This is a genomic window from Streptomyces sp. NPDC053513, from assembly GCF_044544765.1.
GTDB lineage: Bacteria > Actinomycetota > Actinomycetes > Streptomycetales > Streptomycetaceae > Streptomyces > Streptomyces litmocidini.
In genome coordinates this window covers 67374-86828 of sequence record NZ_JBITXP010000013.1, presented here as the reverse complement: position 1 = coordinate 86828, position 19455 = coordinate 67374, and the positions used below count along the sequence as shown (strand labels likewise).

At 70.7% G+C, this 19455-nt stretch carries 20 protein-coding genes, 1 tRNA gene and 1 pseudogene; 12 read left to right on the top strand and 10 right to left on the bottom strand.

Annotated features, from left to right (window positions below):
• The first annotated feature begins 27 nt into the window (after positions 1-27).
• Together ACIGW4_RS22880 and ACIGW4_RS22875 are read left to right on the top strand one after the other, a co-directional pair.
• The gene (locus ACIGW4_RS22880) at positions 28-348 is read left to right on the top strand and encodes an antibiotic biosynthesis monooxygenase (protein ID WP_123451852.1); all 321 of its coding nucleotides are present in this window, start codon (positions 28-30) and stop codon (positions 346-348) included.
• Between the two features lie 92 nt (positions 349-440).
• Positions 441-926 carry a GNAT family N-acetyltransferase gene (locus tag ACIGW4_RS22875; RefSeq protein ID WP_399582553.1) on the top strand — a complete coding sequence of 162 codons (486 nt, stop codon included), beginning with the start codon at positions 441-443 and terminating at the stop codon, positions 924-926.
• Between the two features lie 104 nt (positions 927-1030).
• Here ACIGW4_RS22875 and ACIGW4_RS22870 read toward each other — a convergent pair whose 3' ends face one another.
• Positions 1031-3094 (bottom strand): DHA2 family efflux MFS transporter permease subunit, encoded by a 2064-nt coding sequence (locus ACIGW4_RS22870; protein WP_399582551.1) that lies wholly within the window; start codon positions 3092-3094, stop codon positions 1031-1033.
• A gap of 277 nt (positions 3095-3371) precedes the next feature.
• Here ACIGW4_RS22870 and ACIGW4_RS22865 point away from each other — a divergent pair, with 277 nt between their 5' ends.
• The 5 genes from ACIGW4_RS22865 (at position 3372) to ACIGW4_RS22845 (ending at position 7990) form a co-directional block, all read left to right on the top strand.
• Complete coding sequence (locus tag ACIGW4_RS22865) at positions 3372-4526, top strand: peptidoglycan-binding protein (protein ID WP_399582550.1); 1155 nt, start codon at positions 3372-3374, stop codon at positions 4524-4526.
• 177 nt (positions 4527-4703) lie between these two features.
• Entirely contained in the window at positions 4704-5372 is a 669-nt protein-coding gene (locus tag ACIGW4_RS22860; protein ID WP_399582549.1) for an HAD-IA family hydrolase, read from the top strand.
• A 395-nt stretch (positions 5373-5767) separates the two neighbouring features.
• A complete protein-coding gene (locus tag ACIGW4_RS22855) occupies positions 5768-6418 on the top strand; it encodes an HNH endonuclease family protein (RefSeq protein WP_123451861.1) in 651 nt (216 codons plus the stop codon).
• Positions 6419-6605: 187 nt separating this feature from the next.
• Positions 6606-7136, top strand: coding sequence for a DoxX family protein (locus ACIGW4_RS22850; protein ID WP_359589939.1), 531 nt, complete (start codon positions 6606-6608; stop codon positions 7134-7136).
• A 224-nt stretch (positions 7137-7360) separates the two neighbouring features.
• Entirely contained in the window at positions 7361-7990 is a 630-nt protein-coding gene (locus ACIGW4_RS22845) for a DedA family protein (protein ID WP_394297840.1), read from the top strand.
• Here ACIGW4_RS22845 and ACIGW4_RS22840 read toward each other — a convergent pair.
• Positions 7950-8273, bottom strand: coding sequence for a DUF2277 domain-containing protein (locus ACIGW4_RS22840; RefSeq protein ID WP_260174333.1), 324 nt, complete (start codon positions 8271-8273; stop codon positions 7950-7952). The two genes, ACIGW4_RS22845 and ACIGW4_RS22840, sit on opposite strands and share 41 nt — an antisense overlap.
• A gap of 73 nt (positions 8274-8346) precedes the next feature.
• Positions 8347-8571 (bottom strand): hypothetical protein, encoded by a 225-nt coding sequence (locus ACIGW4_RS22835; RefSeq protein ID WP_093876317.1) that lies wholly within the window; start codon positions 8569-8571, stop codon positions 8347-8349.
• A gap of 188 nt (positions 8572-8759) precedes the next feature.
• Here ACIGW4_RS22835 and ACIGW4_RS22830 point away from each other — a divergent pair, with 188 nt between their 5' ends.
• Entirely contained in the window at positions 8760-9518 is a 759-nt protein-coding gene (locus tag ACIGW4_RS22830; protein WP_123451865.1) for a GntR family transcriptional regulator, read from the top strand.
• Between the two features lie 64 nt (positions 9519-9582).
• Here the strand turns inward: ACIGW4_RS22830 and ACIGW4_RS22825 are convergent, their stop codons facing one another.
• Positions 9583-10380 (bottom strand): MBL fold metallo-hydrolase, encoded by a 798-nt coding sequence (locus ACIGW4_RS22825; protein WP_399582545.1) that lies wholly within the window; start codon positions 10378-10380, stop codon positions 9583-9585.
• Between the two features lie 126 nt (positions 10381-10506).
• Here ACIGW4_RS22825 and ACIGW4_RS22820 point away from each other — a divergent pair, with 126 nt between their 5' ends.
• Positions 10507-10956, top strand: coding sequence for a lamin tail domain-containing protein (locus ACIGW4_RS22820; protein WP_123451869.1), 450 nt, complete (start codon positions 10507-10509; stop codon positions 10954-10956).
• 92 nt (positions 10957-11048) lie between these two features.
• On the opposite strand, the gene ACIGW4_RS22815 is transcribed toward ACIGW4_RS22820, so the two are convergent.
• From ACIGW4_RS22815 to ACIGW4_RS22800, 4 genes and pseudogenes are all read right to left on the bottom strand, one after another.
• Positions 11049-11585 (bottom strand): DUF4231 domain-containing protein, encoded by a 537-nt coding sequence (locus ACIGW4_RS22815; RefSeq protein ID WP_359589936.1) that lies wholly within the window; start codon positions 11583-11585, stop codon positions 11049-11051.
• A gap of 213 nt (positions 11586-11798) precedes the next feature.
• A complete protein-coding gene (locus ACIGW4_RS22810; RefSeq protein WP_398710795.1) occupies positions 11799-12326 on the bottom strand; it encodes a flavoprotein in 528 nt (175 codons plus the stop codon).
• A 316-nt stretch (positions 12327-12642) separates the two neighbouring features.
• The gene (locus ACIGW4_RS22805) at positions 12643-14229 is read right to left on the bottom strand and encodes a hypothetical protein (protein ID WP_399582543.1); all 1587 of its coding nucleotides are present in this window, start codon (positions 14227-14229) and stop codon (positions 12643-12645) included.
• A 321-nt stretch (positions 14230-14550) separates the two neighbouring features.
• Positions 14551-14935, bottom strand: a pseudogene (locus ACIGW4_RS22800) (DUF6578 domain-containing protein).
• A gap of 120 nt (positions 14936-15055) precedes the next feature.
• On the opposite strand from ACIGW4_RS22800, the gene ACIGW4_RS22795 reads away from it, so the two are divergent.
• Positions 15056-15589: an SMI1/KNR4 family protein gene (locus tag ACIGW4_RS22795; protein ID WP_399582541.1), complete on the top strand. Its 534-nt coding sequence runs from the start codon at positions 15056-15058 to the stop codon at positions 15587-15589.
• A gap of 88 nt (positions 15590-15677) precedes the next feature.
• Here ACIGW4_RS22795 and ACIGW4_RS22790 read toward each other — a convergent pair whose 3' ends face one another.
• A complete protein-coding gene (locus tag ACIGW4_RS22790) occupies positions 15678-15926 on the bottom strand; it encodes a hypothetical protein (protein WP_399582539.1) in 249 nt (82 codons plus the stop codon).
• A 1207-nt stretch (positions 15927-17133) separates the two neighbouring features.
• On the opposite strand from ACIGW4_RS22790, the gene ACIGW4_RS22785 reads away from it, so the two are divergent.
• Positions 17134-18345 carry a Shedu anti-phage system protein SduA domain-containing protein gene (locus ACIGW4_RS22785; RefSeq protein ID WP_399582537.1) on the top strand — a complete coding sequence of 404 codons (1212 nt, stop codon included), beginning with the start codon at positions 17134-17136 and terminating at the stop codon, positions 18343-18345.
• Complete coding sequence (locus tag ACIGW4_RS22780; protein WP_386336920.1) at positions 18342-18665, top strand: hypothetical protein; 324 nt, start codon at positions 18342-18344, stop codon at positions 18663-18665. Before ACIGW4_RS22785 ends, ACIGW4_RS22780 begins: the two co-directional genes overlap by 4 nt.
• A gap of 711 nt (positions 18666-19376) precedes the next feature.
• Here ACIGW4_RS22780 and ACIGW4_RS22775 read toward each other — a convergent pair.
• Positions 19377-19451, bottom strand: a tRNA-Val gene (locus ACIGW4_RS22775).
• Positions 19452-19455 lie beyond the last annotated feature (4 nt).

Sequence of the window (19455 nt, the reverse complement as noted above, 5' to 3'; positions counted from 1 at the left end):
GGAGCCGTGGGTCATATCCTGCCCTTCATGAGCATCGTGAAGATCAACGTCCTGTCCGTGCCGGCCGAGCAGCGCGAGGTGCTGGAGCGGCGTTTCGCCTCCCGGGCCGGGGCCGTGGAGGGGTCCGACGGCTTCGAGTGGTTCGAGCTGCTGCGCCCGGTGGAGGGCACCGACCAGTACCTGGTGTACACCCGCTGGCGCAGCGAGGAGGACTTCCAGAACTGGATGAACGGTCCCATGAAGTCCGCCCACCAGGGCGGCGGCGAGGGCGGCGAGCGGCCGAAGCCCGCCGCCTCCGGCTCGACCCTGTGGTCGTTCGAGGTCGTCCAGCAGGCGTCGCCGAAGTAAGCCGAGCAAGCCGGATCAAGCCGAACCGAGCCGGATCGAGCCCGATCGAGCCGGAGTAATTCGGCGGCGGGGCCGGTCGTGCGGGTCGCACAATGACCCGCATGACCTGGACCTTCTCTCCCGAGCGCGTCGACACCCCGGACGCGACCGCCCTCCGGCGCGACTACTACGGCGACGTGGCCGGCCGTTACTGGCAACGGCCCGCGACCGAGGCCGAGATAGACGAGGGCCTGGCGAACGACGGGGTCGAGCTGCTCGCCCCGCCGACCGGGCAGTTCCTGGTCGCGCGGTTCGAGGGGAAGCCGGCCGGCTGCGGCGGGGTCCTGATGCTGGACGGCGAGCGCGCCGAGCTGACCCGGGTCTTCCTGCGGCACGGATTCCGTGGCGCGGGCGGCGCCGGCGCCCTGCTGCGGAGGCTGGAGGAGGAGGCGCGCGACCTCGGCGCGCGCCGGATGGTCCTCAACACGCGCCTCGACCTGGTCGAGGCACGGGCCCTGTACGCGCGGCACGGGTACGCGGAGATCCCCGCGTACTGCACGGGGCCGTACATGGACATCTGGTACGGCAAGGAACTCTGAACCCCCACGCGTCCCGGGTGCCCCGGGTGTCCCGAGCGTCCCGGACGTCCCGGGCGCGGACGGCCCGTGCCCCCGGGCTCGGACCGCTCCCGTGCTCCGCGGGTTCAGGACCGGTGGTCCCGGGGCGGTTCGGGCCGGTGGGGGCGTTCCCCGTCCGAGCCGCACAGCTCGGCCGTCAGCTCCTCCACCAGCTGCACGAGGTCGGTCGGCCGGTCGGGCCCCCACCAGTCGCCGAGGAGCTCGGCGAGCGAATCCTCCCGGGCCTCGGCCAGGACCGTCGCCGCCCGTACGCCGTCCTCGGTGAGGACCAGCTGGACGCCCTCCCGGGCCACGAGCCGCCGCTCCTCCACCTGCCGGGACGCCTCCGTGACCACCCGCAGCGGCACGGGGGTGACCTCGGCGAGCCGGGCGGGTTCGACGGTCCCGTGGCGTCGGATGCGCAGCAGCAGCCAGCTCGCGGCGGGCAGCAGGTCGAGCCCGGCGCGCTCGGTGATCTTCACGTAGATCGCCTTGCGGCCCTCCCGGGAGCCGAGGACGGACAGGGCGCGGGCGCACTCCTCGTACGAGGACCGCTCGACCGGGTTGGAGGCCAGGGTCTGGCTGGTGTCGGGCGCGGTGACGGAGGCGCGCAGCTTGTCCTCCTTCAGGAACCAGGAGATGACGAAGGCGACGAGGACGACGGGCGCCGCGTACAGGAAGACGTCCGTGATGGACGTGGCGTACGCGTGCAGGACGGCCGGCCGGAGCTCGGTCGGGAGCCGGTCGACGGCGCGCGGGTCGGCGGCCACCTGGCCGGGGCCGGTGCCGGGCGGGAGTTCCCGGGCGGGGACGCTCGCGAACACGTCGGCGAGTTTGCCGGTGAGCCGGTTGGTGAAGATCGTGCCGAAGACGGCGACGCCGAACGAGGCGCCGATGGAGCGGAAGAAGGTGGCGCCGGAGGTGGCGACGCCGAGGTCCTCGTATGAGACGGCGTTCTGCACGACCAGGACGAGGACCTGCATGACGAGGCCGAGTCCGGCGCCGAAGACGAAGAAGCAGACGCTCATCGTCCAGGTCGAGCTGGTCTCCGTGAGCCGGTGGAGGAGGAGCAGGCCGAGGCAGGTGAGGGCGGTGCCGGCGATGGGGAAGACCTTCCAGCGGCCGGTGCGCGAGACGATCTGCCCGGAGGCGGTCGAGGTGATCAGCATGCCGAGGACCATGGGCAGCATGTGGACGCCGGACATGGTCGGGGTGACGCCCTGGACCACCTGGAGGAAGGTCGGCAGGTAGGTCATCGCGCCGAACATGGCGAAGCCGACGACGAAGCTGATGACCGAGACGAGGCTGAAGGTCCGGATCCGGAACAGCTTGAGCGGCAGCACGGGTTCGGCGGCCCGCCGCTCGACGTACAGGAACCAGACGAGGAGCACGGCTCCGAGGACGGCGAGGCCGATGATCTGTGCCGATCCCCACGCCCAGGTGGTGCCGCCGAGGGAGGCCACCAGGACCAGACAGGTGGCGACCGAGGCGATGAGGAAGGTGCCCAGGTAGTCGATGGTGTGCCGGGTGGAGCGCACCGGGATGTGCAGCACGGCGGCGATCACGAAGAGCGCGACGACGCCGATGGGCAGGTTGATGTAGAACACCCAGCGCCAGGAGAGGTGCTCGGTGAAGAGCCCGCCGAGCAGCGGGCCGAGGACGCTGGTGGCGCCGAAGACGGCGCCGAAGAGGCCTTGGTACTTGCCGCGTTCCCGGGGGGAGACGAGGTCGCCGACGATCGCCATCGACAGGACCATGAGGCCGCCGCCGCCGAGGCCCTGGAGCGCGCGGAAGGCGATGAGCTGCGGCATGTTCTGGGCGATGCCGCAGAGGGCGGAGCCGACGAGGAAGATGACGATGGCGCCCTGGAAGAGCTTCTTGCGCCCGTACTGGTCGCCGAGCTTGCCCCAGAGGGGCGTCCCGGCCGTGGACGCCAGCATGTAGGCGGTGACCACCCAGGAGAGGTGCTCCATGCCGCCGAGCTCGCTGACGATGGTCGGCAGGGCGGTGGAGACGATGGTCTGGTCGAGTGCGGCGAGCAGCATCCCGAGCAGCAGCGCGCCGATCGCGACGAGGACGGTGCGGTGACTCTGCCCCTCCCCGGGCGCGGGGGCGTCGCCGAGCTGGGACGGGCTTGTGTCCTGGGCCATGGGGTCTCCGTCTCCCTGAGCGCTCCCTGAGCAGCCCCTCCATCCTGGTCCGAATGTCCGGTTATGGCCTGCGGAAGGGCACGGTCGTTCGCCCGGCGTACAGGGGCGGGCTGCATAATCGCTCGCAGTTGTATCGGGGAGGGGACCCATCATGACCGGACACGTCTGTCCTGAATGCGGTGTACACAGACCTGGCTGCGCCTGCGCCCGGGCGGCGGGAACGGCTGCGGAGACGGCAGCCGCCGAGGACTTCGATCCGCTCCGGATCAGGCCGTACGTGACCTTGGACGCGGCCGAGGAACCGGGCGGGGCGTACGGGCCGTACGGGCAGCACGGGACCGGGGCGGGCGCGACGGGGCCGGACGGGCAGCCGACCGCGCATCTGCCGGCGTACTCGGCGGAACCGGCACACCCGACAGGACCGGCGCACTCGGCGGAATCCGCTGAATCGGCGCACTCGGCCGCATCGGCCCACCCGACGGACCCGGCACACTCGGGGGCATCGGCCCACCCGACGGACCCGGCGCACTCGGCGGCATCGCCGTACTCGACGGAGGACCCGCCGACCACCCAGCTGACGGCGATCCGGCCGGAGAGCGACCTCACGGCACCGATGCCGACGGTGCGCCCCGCGGGGCCGGAGGCGCACCCCGCCAGGCCGGAGGCGTACCCCGTCGGACCGGAGGCGTACCCCACCGGGCCTGGGGCGTACCCCGAGGAGGGTCACCCCGGCGCCACGGGCGACCCCTCCGAGACGATGCCGCTGTTGCTGCGCGGCGTCGGCGACGTACCGCCCGCGCGCGACCGGGAGCAGGCGCGGGGCCGGGGCCGCAGGCGCGGCATGACGGTCGCGGCGGTGGCCGCCGTCGCCGTGGCGGGCACCGCGGCCCTGGCGGCGGCCGTCCTCGGCGGCGCGGACGAGACCGACGACCGGGCGGCCGTCCCGGAGGTCACCACGAGCGCGTCCCTGAACGTCGCCGTGTCGGAGGCGCCGTCCCCTTCCTCGGAGACCCCCGAGCCGACCACGTCCTCCCCGACCCCGCAGCGGACGTCCGCGTCCCCGTCCCCCACCCCCTCACCGAGCCGCACCGCCGCGAGCCCGAGCGCCTCGACGAGCCCGGTGGCCCCTCCGGCCGCCACCCCCTCCACGGCTCCGACGACCGCGGCACCGACGACGGCCACGCCGTCCGCGCGGCCGACCGAGGAGGCGGCGGTCACGCTGAGCCTCGGCTCGACGGGCGAGGAGGTGATCGAACTCCAGGCTCGGCTGACCCTGGCGGGGGCGTACCACGGGGAGGTGGACGGGGAGTACGACCAGGAGGTCTGGCGCGCGGTGAAGAACTACCAGTCCTGGATGTACATCAAGGGGGACCCGAAGGGCGTGTACGGCCCCCACACCCGCGAGGCCCTGGAGCGGAGCACCTGGCTCTAGGGGCGGCGCGACGGGCGGCGGGGCCTGCGGCGGCGGTCCGCGAGGTCCCAGTAAGCGGACTGGTTGGCCAGACGGCTCCCGGTTTTGTATCGTGAAAGAACAAAGTGGTTCCGCCCGCACTCCCTGACCGGTGGGCGGAACCGCTTCGTTCTCCGCGCCACCCCCTCTGGAGACCCGATGCCTGCCAGCACCCCGGCAACGCTCACCGCCCGCGCCCTCCTCCTCGACATGGACGGCACCCTCGTCAACTCGGACACCGTCGTCGAGCGCTGCTGGCGCCGCTGGGCGGACCGGCACAGGCTCGACCCGGACGAGGTGCTCAAGGTGGTGCACGGCCGCCAGGGGTTCGCGACGATGGCCGTCCTCCTCCCGGACCGCCCGATGGCGGAGAACCACGCCGACAACCGGGTGATGCTGGCCGAGGAGACCGCCGACCTCGACGGAGTCGTGCCCGTCCCCGGCGCCCCCGCCTTCCTGGCCGCGCTCGCGGACCTCCCGCACGCCCTGGTGACCTCGGCGGACGAGGCCCTCGCCCAGGCCCGGATGGGCGCGGCGGCGCTCCCCGTGCCGGAGGTCCGGGTCACCGCCGAGAGCGTCGGCGCCAGCAAGCCGGACCCCGAAGGCTTCCTCAAGGGCGCGGCGGCACTGGGCTTCGAGCCGGCGGACTGCGTGGTCTTCGAGGACTCCGAGGCGGGCATCCAGGCGGGCCGGGCGGCCGGCATGCGGGTCGTGGGCGTGGGCCCGCGCGCGGCGGCCTTCGCGCCGGACGTGCACGTCGCCGACCTGACCCACCTGCGGGTGGAACGCGCGGAGGACGGCTCGATCACCCTGACCGTACTGCCGTAGACGCCCCACCACTTCCCCCCTCGCGCGCGACCGGAGTCTCCCGGCCGCGCGCGAGGCGTTTCCGGGACGGACCACGGGCCCCGCGCCCCACCGGCATCCGCACCCCCACCCGCATTCACACCCCACTCCACCCTCGACTCCCGAACTCCCGAGCTTTCGAACCCCCCGGCTCTCAAACCCCCGGACTCCCGAACTCCCCAACTCCCGAACGCGGGCGGAATCTGGCGCTCCATCAGGACCCGCACACCTCTTGATGTGACGTGTCCATGTCGCCACTCTGTTACCTGGCGCACCCCCTACGGAAACCTGGCGCCGCCACGATGACCGGGCCCGACCGCCCGGCACCCCGCGGGGACGGCTGACAGCCAAGGTCCCCCCACATCAAGGGAGTTCACATGCCCGTCGGCATGATCTACGCGCGTCGACTCGCCGTTCTCGCCACCTCCGCCGCCCTCACCGTCACCGGGCTCCTCGCCACCGCACCGGCGGCGCAGGCCGCCATGCCGACCCCGGTCAGCGCCGCGACCGCCCGTACCTACCTGGCCGCCCTCACGGTCAAGGCGGCAGGCTCCACGACGGGTTACAGCCGGGACCTCTTCCCGCACTGGATCACCCAGTCCGGCACCTGCAACACGCGCGAGACCGTCCTCAAGCGCGACGGCGTGAACGTCGTCACCGACTCCAACTGTGCCGCGATCAGCGGCAGCTGGTACTCGGAGTACGACGGCGCCACCTGGACCGCCGCCTCCGACCTGGACATCGACCACATGGTCCCGCTCGCCGAGGCCTGGCGCTCGGGCGCGAACTCCTGGACCACCGCCCAGCGCCAGGCCTTCGCGAACGACCTCACGCGGCCGCAGCTCATAGCCGTCACCGACAACGTCAACCAGGCCAAGAGCGACCAGGACCCGGCGACGTGGCTGCCTCCGCGGACGGCCTACCGCTGCACGTACGTCCGGGCGTGGGTGCAGGTGAAGTACTACTGGAACCTCAGCGTCGACTCCGCCGAGAAGAGCGCCCTCCAGTCCGTCCTCAACGGCTGCTGACGACCGTTCCGCTGAGCCCGCGTCAGCGGCGGCCGCCGGGGAGTGAGCCTCACCACACGCTCCCCGGTGGCTGAATGTTGAACTTGCAAGTACTAGTGAGGGGTGCCTAACCTTACGGCCTCATCGGTTTCCGTCCCCCCGCGCCCCGTTCCCCACGGACGAGGCCAGACCGAAGGAGTCCCACCCCATGACCGACCCGAACGCCCCGGACACCGCCAAGGCCGGCACGACCCCCGGCGCCCCCGGCGTCCCCGCCTCCCCTGACGCCCCCGCGAGCCTCACCGCCCGCCTGAACCAGGCCCAGCCCTACGCGCTCGGCCTCTTCCGCATCGTTGTCGGCCTGCTCTTCGCCTGCCACGGCGCCTCCTCGCTCTTCGGCGTCCTCGGCGGCAGCGCGACACCGGCCGGCACCTGGCCGGGCTGGTACGCGGCCGTCATCCAGCTCGGCGCCGGCATCCTGGTCCTGGCCGGCCTCGGCACCCGGAGCGCCGCCTTCCTGGCCTCGGGCTCGATGGCATACGCGTACTTCAAGGTCCACCAGCCGGAGTCGCTCCTCCCGATCCAGAACGGCGGCGAGAGCGCGGCCATGTTCTGCTGGGCCTTCGCCCTGCTCGTGTTCACGGGCCCGGGCGCGCTGGCCCTCGACCGACTGTTCGGCGCCGGGGAGGCGACGGCCGCGAAGACCCGGGAGGACCGGGGCGCACCGGTCGCGGCCTGACGCACGAGCACGACCACGGGGTCTGACACACGAGCACGACCACGGGCCTGACGCACGAGCATGACCACCGGAAGGGGCCGGAAACCGTGGCACGGTTTCCGGCCCTCTCCCATCGGCGCCCACCCCACCGCCACCACCCCCACGCGTCCCCCGCAGTCCGACGCCGATGCCGGCCCCGCACCCACCGGCTGTCGGGCCCCCGCCCCCGCGTAGGCTCTGGGCTTGTGAATCTGCTCGACAGCCTGGGCTCGCTGCGGTCGCTCACCGCCGGTCCATGGATCTACCCGGTCGTGGCGACGTCGATCCTGCTCGACGTCTTCCTGCCCGTGCTGCCGAGCGGTTTCCTCGTGATCACCGCCGCCACGGCGGCGGCGACGGCCACCGGGGCGTCCACCGGCGTGCCGTCGCTCCTCCCCCTGCTCCTCTGCGCGGCCGGCGCCTCGGTGCTCGGCGACTTCCTCGCGTACCGTCTGGCGCTGCGCGGCGGGGCCAGGCTGGACCGGGCGATCGGACGCTCGCGCCGCCTCTCACTGGCGCAGGAACGTCTCGGCACCGCGCTCGCGCGGGGCGGCGGACTGCTCGTGGTCCTCGCGCGCTTCGCCCCCGCCGGCCGCTCCGTGGTCTCGCTGGGGGCGGGCGCGGCGAAGCGAAGGGCCGAGGAGTTCCTGCCGTGGTCGGCGCTGGCGGGCGTGACCTGGGCCTCGTACAGCGTGGGGCTCGGCTGGCTGGGCGGTCAGTGGCTGGGCGCGACCTGGTTCAGCGCGGGGGTGTCGACCCTCGCGCTCTTCCTGGCGGGCGGCCTCGCCGCGTACCTCATACGGCGCCCGGCTGCGGCTCCCGCGCCCGCGTCCTGACGGTGGCGGGCCGGGCCTCCGGCGCCCTTACGGCGTCCGGCCGGGGTTCCCGTGCTCTCGCGGCGGCGGAGTGCGCGCCGCGCACCTCCAGGTCGGCGAGGAGTCTCGCGGTCGCGTCGGCGATCTCGTCCACGGCCCGCTCAAAGACCTCGCGGTTGTGGGCGGCGGGGGCGCGGAAGCCGGAGACCTTGCGGACGTACTGCAGGGCGGCGGCGCGGATGTCGTCCTCGGTCGCCTCCTCGGGCAGGACGGGCGGGCGGAGCGTCTTGATGCTGCGGCACATGTCCCCAGTGTGACGCGCCCCACTGACAACCGCCCGAACGCTGGCCGGCCCCGGCGACCTCCCCTCCCTCCTCTCACCCGCCCAGACCGCGTCTGCTCCGTGCGTTGATCTCGGCGGTGCGGGCACGCAGCTCGTGGAGGGGTGTGGCGAGCTGGACGTCGACCGGCTCGGCCTCCCACTCGACGCCGCCGTGGACGGCGCGGATCAGAAAGCGTCCGGAGACGCTCTCCACATAGAAACCGACCCGCCCCGTGGCGGTGTCGCGGACGAGGTCACCGACCTCGGGCAGTGGCTGCACGCGTCCCCTCCGTCCCGGTACCTGAAGCTTGGGGACACTCAGGGAAGCGCGGCGACCGGGCCCTGTCAACGTATCTCTAGAGATGTCCCCCGATGGATGGATCGGCCGGGCGGGACGGCGTACAGGCGTGGACCGGGGCTGAGGAGCGCGCCGTAGGGTGTCCCGCAGACGAAGGGAGTGGTCCACCCGTGACTGACCAGGACAGCGCTCGCCGGCCCAAGTACCAGCGCATCGCCGACGAGTTGAGAACCGCGATCCAGTCGGGCGCCTTCGCGCCGGGCGATCGCCTCCCCGGTGAGAACGACCTCATGACGACCTACGACGTGGCCCGCATGACCGCTCGCCAGGCCCTGTCGGTGCTGCGTACGGAGGGGCTCGCCGAGGCGCGCAAGGGCGCCGGGGTCTTCGTCCGGGTCTTCCGTCCGCTGCGCCGCCGGGGCATCCCGCGCCTCGCCGGGGACCGGTGGGGCAACGGCCGTTCGGTCTGGTCGGCGGACGTCGAGGACCGGGAGCTGGTCGTCGACCAGATCGAGGTGGTCGAGGCGGAGGCCGGCGACCGGGTCGCGGGGGCGCTGAACCTGGCGCCGGGGGCGCCGGTCTGCGTCCGGAGCCGCCGTTTCGTCCTCGACACGAAACCGGTGCTGCTCTCCGTGTCGTACCTCTCCGCCGAGCTCGTCCGCGGTACGCGGATCACCGAGCCGGACACGGGCCCCGGCGGCACCTACGCGCGGCTGACGGAGCTGGGGCACCGGCCGGTGCGGTTCCGGGAGGAGATCCGCTGCAGGATGCCGACGGCGGACGAGTCGGACCGGCTCTCCCTGGAGTTCGGGACGCCGGTGGTGCTCATCGGCCGCACGGCGTTCACGGGGCCCGGGACGGCGGTGGAGCTCAACGAGATGACGCTGGACTCGTCGTCGTACGTCCTGGAGTACGACTTCGACGCATAAGCCCGGCCCCGAGTCCGCCCCCGGCCCGGCCTACGCCCCAGCCCCGAGTCCGCCCCGGCCCGGCCTACGCCCCAGCCCCGCCCCCGAGTCCGTCCCCGACCCCGCCCCCGGCCACGAACCGCATCCCGGGATCGGCATGGCCGACGGCGCCGGAAAACTCGGCGGCGGCGAGGGCGACAGCCTCCTCCGGAGTGGTCCCCGGCCCGACGTGGGTCACGACGAGGTGGCCGGCGCGGGCGTCGGCGGCGCTCCGCCCGGCCTGCGCGGCCGAGTGGTGTCCGGGCACGGCGCCGTCGGCCTCGCAGAGGAACAGGTCGCAGTCGCGGGCGATGTCGACGAGGGCGGGGCAGGGCTCGCAGTCCCCGGAGTAGACGAGCGAACGCCCCTCCCGGTCCTCCACGCGCAGGGCGAAGGCGGGCGGGCCGCCGTGGTCGACGGCGCGGGACCGGAGGGTGAGCCCGCCGACGCGGGCGAGGTGCCCGTCGCGCAGTTCCTCGACGGCGAAGGCCTTCTCGATCGGACTGCGGTCGGGCCCGTTGGTGAGGAAGCCGGCGAGCCGGTCGGCGATGCCGGGCGGGCCGAGGAGCGGTACCGGCAGCGGGAGTTCGAGGCCGGAGTACAGCAGCGCGTAGAAGGCGGTCAGCAGATCGGCGCTGTGGTCGGCGTGCAGATGGGAGATCCACACGGCGTCGACGTCACCGAGCGACACGTACCGCTGGAGCTCGGCGAGGGTGCCGGTCCCGGCGTCCACCCAGAGGCGGACGCCGCCGCCCTCGACGAGGTAGCCGGAGCAGGCGTTGCCCGGCCGGGGGAAGGGGGTGGCGGACCCGAGGACGGTGATCCGCAGCGGTTCGCTGCCCATGCGACGAGTCTAGGACGGATGACCGAGACTGACCGGAAGTCGTGCTGAAGAAGTGAAGATCATGCATATCCTGTGTGCTCGCCGGGCCCCATCGGCGGGCGTCCGGCAGAGAACTGAGGGACATTCATGCTTCGTGTACGCACGCTCGCGGCCGTGACCGCGGCCGCCGCCTCCGGCCTCCTCCTCCTGCCTTCGCAGGCCCAGGCCGCCGGCTCGGTCCACCTGTACAAGATCTACTACGACAGCCCGGGGACGGACAACCGCTCCAACAGCAGCCTCAACGCCGAGTACGTCCAGATACGCAACACGACCGGCGCGGCGGTCAACCTGCGGGGCTGGACGCTGACGGACGCGGCCAACCACAAGTACACGTTCGGCAACTACACGCTCGGCAAGGGCAAGATCGTGACGGTCCGCACGGGCCGCGGCACGAACACGTCGGCGAACGTGTACCAGAACCGTGGCGCGTACGTCTGGAACAACGACCGGGACACGGCGAAGCTGCGCAGGTCGAACGGCACGACGGTCGACACGTGCTCGTACAACTCGACGCGGGTCGACTACAAGTGGTGCTGACCGCGCGGATCGGCTGACGCCCTGCGGGCCTCGGACCTCCGGAGCCCGCGGGAGGCGGGCCGCGCGGTCTCGGGGCCCGCGGGGGGAGGGGGCTACGCGGCCTGCTCCGTCTCCTGCCGGGCGGCGGGAATCCCCTGCGGCCGCACATCGGCGTCGACCTGGCCGCCGAGGGTCATGACGTTCAGGGTGGCGGAGTTCTCGTTGGCGATGGCCTTCTCGACGCGGGCGACGAGGACGGAGAACGCCTCGCGCCGGCCCAGGTTGCGGTACGGCCCTACCTTGGTCTCGAAAAAGACGCGCTCGTGCCCGAGCAACTGCTCGGTGGACCGGTAGTTCTTCCACTGCTCCCGGTACCGGTACACGCTCTCCAGCGAGATGGCGGCGACGACGATCACGCTCAGCGCCGTGGCGGTGATCCGTGCGAACCCCAGGTCGAGATTGACGAAGACCGGCACCAGGGCGCCGCCGACGACGGACACGGTCCGCATCCGCAGGTGCATCGTCTTCATCCGGGTCGCCTTGGTGTCGTACCACTCCTGGTACTGCGCGATCCTGGTCTCGATGTACCGCTGCGGCGTCATCTCGCCGCCCTGCGCCCCTGGTTCGGGCGCGTCCCCCACGTCAGACATGCCCGGAGTACACCGGCCAGGGCGCGCCCACGTCAACTTCGCGCCACGCCCACTCGCCCGACGACCGCCCGCCCGTCCAGTGACCGCCCGCCCGTCCGACGACCGCCCGCCCATCCAACGGCGACGGGCCCAGCCGACGGCCACGGGCTGAGCCCCACGGGGCCACGGGCTCAGCCCACGGCCACAGCCACGGCCACAGCCACGGTCACGGCCTCAGCCCACGGCCACCCGCTCACGAACGGCGTCGAGGGCGAGGCGCCACGGAAACCCCTCCGCCGGATCCGGCAGGAACCCGTCCTCGCCGCCGCGCAACACCGAGACCCCGGCACCGCGTAGGGTCTCCAGGGACCGCTCGAACTGCGGGTGCCGGGCGGAGGCGGCGCTCAGACACGGCACGGTCACCATCGGGATCCCCTTGCCGATCCCCTCCGCGACCACGCCGACGACGAACTTGTCGGCGATCCCGAGCGCCCACTGGTTGACCAGGGTGAAGGTGGCCGGCGCGACGAGGACCGCCGAGGCCTCCGGCCACACGTCCGGCTCGCCGGGAAGCGCGTAGTCCCACCGCACGGGATGCCCGGTGAGCACGGCGAGCCCGTCGAGCGACCCGGCGAGCCAGCGAGCCGCCGTGGGGGTGAGCCCGAGGCAGACGTCCCAGCCGTCGGCCTGCGCGTCCTCGATGACGCGGGCGATGTCGAAAACGGGCTCGGCGGCGCTGGCAAACAAGTACAGGGTGCTCATCCCCTCATCCGACCACACCCGCTCCCACCACGCCGAAACCACCCGACCATGATCGACTGAAACTCCGCGCCACCCGGTCCGAAACCCGTTCCCTTACGCCCTTACACCGGGCGGACACTCACCGAACACCCCCGAAACAAACACCCCCCGCCCCGCCCGACCCCACCGACACCAGTACGGCGGTACCCGGGCGCGGGGAAGACGGTCGCACCCGGGACGATCTCCCCCACCGACCTCGTGGCACCGCCCTCGTCCACCCGCGTCGGTGTCGGCCATGGATGCCAGAGGCACCGCATGGCCGGCTCCACGGAATCGGTCAATACTTCTTTACGCCGACGTGGTCGACGACGAAGCGACGATTGTCGGGGTCCAGGGCGAAGTGAATGCGTCCGCAATCACTGTGGGCGACTCCGTCCCGTACCTTCACGTGCGGAAGGGTGTCGTGCTGCGCACCACCGTAGGAGGCGTACCGCATCTTGGGATTCTTCTTGATGGTCAGATCGCTCGTGGCGACTTTCAGCCCGTGCTGGGTGGAGAACCACTCGTCAAGGTACGGCATGGACGTCGGCGACTGCTCATAGAGGTCCGCGGCCGCCTTGGCGAGCAGGACCAACTGCTCGGTCATTTCTCCGTGGAAGCGGTATTGATCCGACTTCCAGCTCCGCTCGGCATTGGGCGTGAACACGATCCGACCTTCTGACGCCTCCTCCAGGGCACGGTACGTGGGAGCCGACACCCCCTTCTGCAAATCGGGGATGGACTCCCAGGGGTCCACCGGCGCTGAAGGGGAACCGCTGGAGGCGCGTTCCTGCTCGTAGAGTTTGCGCCATCGTGTCGCATCCTCCTCGAATTTCGCCGCGTCAGCCGCCTTGGAAATGTTCTCGTCCGCCCGGGCCGCCTCCGATACGGCCAGCCCTTCCCACTCGCTGACACTTTCTTCAAGCTCACGTACACGCTGTTCCAGAGCCGCCCGCTCCGCCGCCGCGTCACCGAGGCGGCGGGCCTCCTCGACCTGAGCAGCCGCCCGTCGGGCAGCGGTCGCGCGTGCCGACTGCCGCGCCGCGTCCCACCCCCGGTCAGAGCCCCGCGCAAGCACCGACAGCTCCGCCAGGGTCCGCATCCAGTGCTCGACCATTCCCTCGAGCCTGATCTCCGGCCGGGAGTAACGCGGATGAGACAGCCGAAGGTCGGGCCAGACCAGAAGGGCCCCGCCGTCGGGTACTTGGAGCTCAGGAAGCTCCCGCGAAAGGGCCCTGCTCGTCGCATAGTTGAGGGTGACGACCTGGGCCAGGCCGACGAGCTGGGACGACGCCCGCCTGGCGAGCTGCCACGCCGACTCGTCCCGCGGCTGAAGGAGCAGAGTCGGCAGACGAGTGGGAGCGGCCAGTGACTCGGCAAGCACCGCCACCTGCTCACTCTGGCGGATCGGCTCGAACCGGCCGGTCACCAACTGACTCAGGGTGCGCAGACCAAGCGCTTCGTCCCCGCACACCCTGCCCAACACGTTCGGCCGGTACAACGACGGGTCTTGAATCGGAGCCAGCCAACCACTCGGGATCTCCTGCCCCATCATCACCCGCAGCGACACCTGATCAGCGACCTTGGCCATGGTCACCTGCGTGACGAACTGCGCCCCGCTCTCGACCGGATGCGACAGGCGGACCCGTAGCGCCTGGGCGTCATCGCCGGCTTCGACCCACCAGCGCACCTGCCTCTGCTCACGGCCGGGCGGCTTGGCAGCCAGCAGTGCTTCCCCTGCCACGACAAGGTCCGCTGCCGTGGGGCCGCCACTCGGAGGGCTGTTCAGCCACGCCGCAAGGTGCTCACGCAGTCGCCCGAGCACGTCAAAGGAATCACCACGCGTCGACGACACGTCGAAATCGACCGCATACAGAGGCTGCATCCACACTCCTGTGCACAGGGCGCACTGATCACCACACCTTTGGCGCAACCGTAGTGCGTGGCCGTCCACAGCTGAACAGATCGATACCCGTCAACGGAACCTGACCTGAAGAGGTGGCTGATTCAGCACCATCAGCAGGCTCCACAGGGCAACGGATACACCGCTCCCAGGCTCTGGCATCGAAAGCCGGCCGGTCACCGCAGCTCAGCCCCTCTGTGCACGACGACGGCTGTCACAAGCCGCGGACGCCGTAACGATCCCCCGGCGACCGCGGCCGACCGCTCGATCTGACACGCATCTGGCACGCGTCCGCCGACTCCCTCATCGACCGCGAGCAGCCGCGCCCTCCGGCAGGCCGTTGACACGCCGTGCGGTCACCAGGTAGCCCGCAAAACCCACGTCCGGCCTGGCCTTCGCCCACTTGTCCGCCTTCTCGACCGGTACGAGTACGGTCGTGCCGGGGACGGGGCGGTTCGCCTTGTCCGTGGCGCCCGGGAGCACCCCGTAACGGCAGTGCACCTCGGCGATCGACACCACTTCCACCGAGGTGGGCGCGTCCCTCGTCCTGGCCGTGGTGCTCCTCACGGAAGGAGATCCCCTGCGCGCGCTCACTGCCGACGACGTCGGCGTAGTCCTCCGGATCGACCTCCAGCAGCGTCCACGAGACAACGTCCCTTGGCACGAAGCTCTCTCCGCAGCACTGCATCTGCCAGGCATCGACCCAGATCGTCAACGTCATGCCGCCATTGTCCGCCGCCTGCGGGCGGCTGCTGGTCGGTGAGGCCAGCGACCTCGTGGGCCCCCGGGCGGTCGCTAATCTGTCCGCGTGATCCAGAACGAAGACCGCCGGTTTCCCGCTGCGCTCGCCGCTGCCATGGCGGTCCGGCTCGACCGCATAGGCGAGGACGGCGTCGACTTCGAACCCCACGAGTCCTTCCTGTCCGCTGAGGAGACAACGGATTGGCTCCGTGCGTGGACGGGCAACAGCGATCTGACCGGCGATGACTTCCGCGTCTTCGGCCAGGACGGCACCGGCGGGTACGCAGCCTTCTGGCTCGTCCGTCCCGGCCGGGACCTGACAGAGCAGCCCGTCGTCTTCATGGGCTCCGAAGGAGAGACCGCCGTCGTCGCCCGCGACCTGGGCACCTTCCTCTGGCTGCTGGCCGACGGCTTCGGCCCGTGGGAAGCGGCCGCCTTCTACGAACCCGAACCCGACTGGGCTCCCCAGGCCAACGAGGACCTGGCGGCCATCGCGGAGCAGTACGCTCCGGCCTGCCGTGCGTCGGCGGCGACGATCGTCGCGCAGGCCACACAGGAGTTCCCCGACTTCGACGACATCATCATGGGGCTGTGCCGCTGAACGTTCCCAGGTGAGCCGGATCGAGCTGCCACACCTGCGGGGTCGGGCCGCAGCCGGCGAAGGTCACAAGGGGCCGTGAGGACCGCTGTCATCCACCGTCGACGAGGCCAGGTGTGGATGTCGTCTGTCGCCGATCCGTGAACGGCCGCCGATAGTCCGAGGCGTCCCCGACCGGGGGGTAGTCCCTGCCGAGCACCATGTAGACGGGGTGCTCGGGATACCCGACCTCCATGCTCAGGAAGATGTCCACGTCATGGTTGGCGAACCGGTGCAGGTACTGGATGAAGAGCTTCAGCTCCTCGTCCGACAGAGGCTCGTCGAGCCGCTCGTTGTGCATGCCGCCCCCACTACCGACTGCTCTGCTGATCGACAGGGCCGGACGATACCCGAGCCGTGGGCGCCATACTCATCGCGTGCGCATAGACGGACGTGCTCAGGTGGCCCTTCGGTGCGGCGTCTGGGTCGGTGCGGCTCTCACCGCACCCCTGCTGCTGGTGGCCGGCGGCCCGGCGTACGAACGCCTGATGCGACACCTGTACCGCGACGAGGGTCCGGGGCTCCTGTCGAAGGAAGAAGGCTGGGTGCACCCGGGGTACTGGGTCGTGACCAACGGCCTGGTCCGGGCCCTGACCTGGCCGACCCGGCGTGATGGGCTGCTGAGGGCAGCCCTGATCCGTCAGCCCCCTACCGTTTGATCGGGCCCTCGTGATGGACACCGCCCTCGGCCGACGGCACCGCGAGGGTTTCCGGCGCGGGAGGGCCAGGAATACAGCGGCCCATGTCCTCCCCGTACGGACCTCCGTGGAAGAGGGCGTGCATCCCGCCCTTCGACGGTCTCCCGGTCGTGTCGAAAACGCCCTCCACCGTTCCCCCTCCGACGGAATCGCAGCCCTGACGTTTCCCGGGGACCAGAGGTCGGGCGACCGTCTTCGTTGACGTCAGAGGTGGATGCCAAAGGCCCCCAGCCATGATCGGCTGGGGTCCTTCGTCACTGGTGGGCGCGGACGGTTTCGAACCGCCGACATCTGCTTTGTAAGCTCGTGCGGAGCGCTCTCACCAAGGGCGGATCGCTGGTCATCACCGCCACGGCAGTTCGTGTGCGACCGCTGTCATCCGTCGCCGTTGATGTCAGTTCTGGATGTCAGTCGGCCTCACTCGACAGCCCGCTACCGCTTCTTCCGAAGCTTCTTCATCTTGGCTTCGGCTTCCTTCTTCTTCCGCTGCTCGACCCCGTACGGGGACCACGCCCCCTGGTGCTTGGAGCACCGCGAGGTACCCGTCATCGCCTTGTTCTGGCAGCGGCCTCCGCTCTGGGTAGGAGCACTGCACTTCGGCTGAACCATCCTGTCCCCTTCGTCGTCGGACGCTGAGATGCTTCCAGCGCTCGACGCAGACCGGGGAGGGCGCAACGGCGGCGGACGGCAGCACATCGGCAACCACCGCGGTCATGGTCGTTGATGCCTCCCCCTGAGCCGTGTTGTGCCAGGGGCCAGTCGAAACTGCCGCCAAGCGGGATTGTCAGTGCCAGGTCCTAGGGTGCCCACGTGGCGAAATTTCGGTCCGGCTTCACGCTCTGGCAGATGGTCCAGACGGCACGCGAACTCACTGCGGATGAGCGCGTCCGGGCGCGCGTCGACGCGGTGCTGCACATCATGGGCGACCTTGGTGGGACGTACGGCAAGGGCCGGTCCCTGGTGGACGCCTTGGAGGAAGTGGCCCGAGAGGCGATCCTTCACGGGGACTTCGCGCTCGCTCAGCGCTTCCAGCGCTTCGCGGCCTATGCCGGAGGTGAGCTGTTTCTTGAAATCCTGGAAAACCACTACGACGACGAGGCCCGGCAGCGCAGTGAGGAACACATGCGGAGGATGATTGCCATGGGTGCTGACAGGGCCGCCGCCGCCCTGGACGTTCTGTGCAGCGACAGACCCGATGCGACCGCAGCAGACGCGCGTGACCTTTTCCGCGGCATTGCCCGGTCCGCCGACTACCTGAGCCTGGGGGACGGCGACGGCGGGATCCGGCTTTCAACCCGGGAGGTCAGGCGACTTCAACAGTACGGGCACATGGAGATAGTCCTCCGCGCCCTGCCTCGGCCCGCCTCCTCCGAGGTCGCACGGATGATGACCGAGGTCCTGACCGATGCCGACGCCGGCATGCTGGCACAGATACTCGAGCTGAGGGCCAGACAGGCCAGCCTGACGGGCCTACGTACCGTGGTGGAGGACCCGGACAGTTCCGAGAGCGCCCTCCATGCCTGTCTGAAGAACCAGGAATGGATCTTCGGCGGTGCATACGTGGCTGAGCTGGCACGTCGTCAGTACACCCCGGAAACCATCCTCGACATCCCTCTCCTGCGAGGCGACGGCTCTCTGCACGTGGTGGAGCTCAAGCGCGCCAACATTCAGGACCTGGTCATACGGCGCTCCGGTCAGCTCATGCTGGGTGCCGCGGCGCACCGCGCAGTCTCCCAAGCACAGAACTACCTCCGAGCCATGGACGAGAACCGTCCGGGCATCCTGGCCGAGCACGGAGTCGACACTCGCCGAGCCTCGGCAACCGTCGTGATCGGACACCCGCAGTACGTGACCGGGGGCGTGACCCCTCGGGAGATCGCGGAGTCACTGCGCACCTACAACGCGCACCAAACACGCATCGAAGTGATCACTTACGAGGCTCTGCTGGATTCAGCCTCCCGCATGCTTGCCCTGTCATCGGCACGACAGGACGCCGAGCCGGACGAGGAGCCCGCCTCATGACTGACACGCCGACTGCCATCGAACCGCTCCTGGCCCGCCTGTGCGGTGGTGAGATCACCGACAAGGACTACATCGGATACTTCATGAACGAGCACGGAGAGCAGCTCGTTTTCGCCCAGCGCCGGGGTCAGAAGACCGCCCGGCTCTGGCACAGCGACGCGGACTGGGAGATGTTCCATGTGGGCGACCACTCAATTCGGCTCGACGGCCCCTTGAACGGGATGATCACTGTCGCCGGCCTGATCATCAACCGCGAGGAGGCAACATGGTTGTCCTCCTGTCTTTCCGCCTCCCGCCACCTGCGGCAGGGACGCGCCTGACCCCTTCCTCGCGCCCAACAGCCAGCGGAGGACGGTGTCACGGACCTCCGTCTGGGAAGCCGATCTCGTCCGATGACGCTCACCGGTCGTACCCGCTCCGTGTTCCACCTCGTAGACGGCGTCCTCGGCAAACAGGACCTGGAAGTAGCAGTCGCCTTCATCGTGGTCGGTCAGCCGCTGGAGAACCACGTACTGCCGCTCCCGCAGCCCGGCGAGCATCGCCTCGACGGCAGGGGCATCAGGGTCGTATGCCATCTGTCCGTCGTCGGTCAGCGCGACGAGCCTGATGGGCCTGAGGCCCCTCCTTCGCTGCCCCTCCTGGGTCCACTGCCGCTCCTGGGCGGTCAGGAGAGTCGGCGGAACCGGAGGGCCATCGGGGTTGTACACGGCTATCGGGTCGTCCGGGGCAGACCATGAGCCCACCGTCCACAGGCGGTACACGTGGACACCGCCCCCTGGCAGCGGGGCCGACAGAGTGGCCGGCGCGGGAGGGCCGGGGATGCAGCGGCCCACGTCCTCCCCGTACGGGCCGCCGCGGAAGACGGCGTGCATCCAGCCCTTCAGCGGTCTCCCGGTCGTGTCGAAGACGTCCTCCACCGCTCCCCCTCGTGGAGTCCCGGCCCTGGAACCCCAGCCGCAGTGACCATGGACGTTGATGTCAGAAATAGATGTCAAAGGCCCCTCGCCATGATCGGCGAGGGGCCTTTGTGCTGGTGGGCGCGGACGGTTTCGAACCGCCGACATCTGCTTTGTAAGAGCAGCGCTCTACCCCTGAGCTACGCACCCGTGG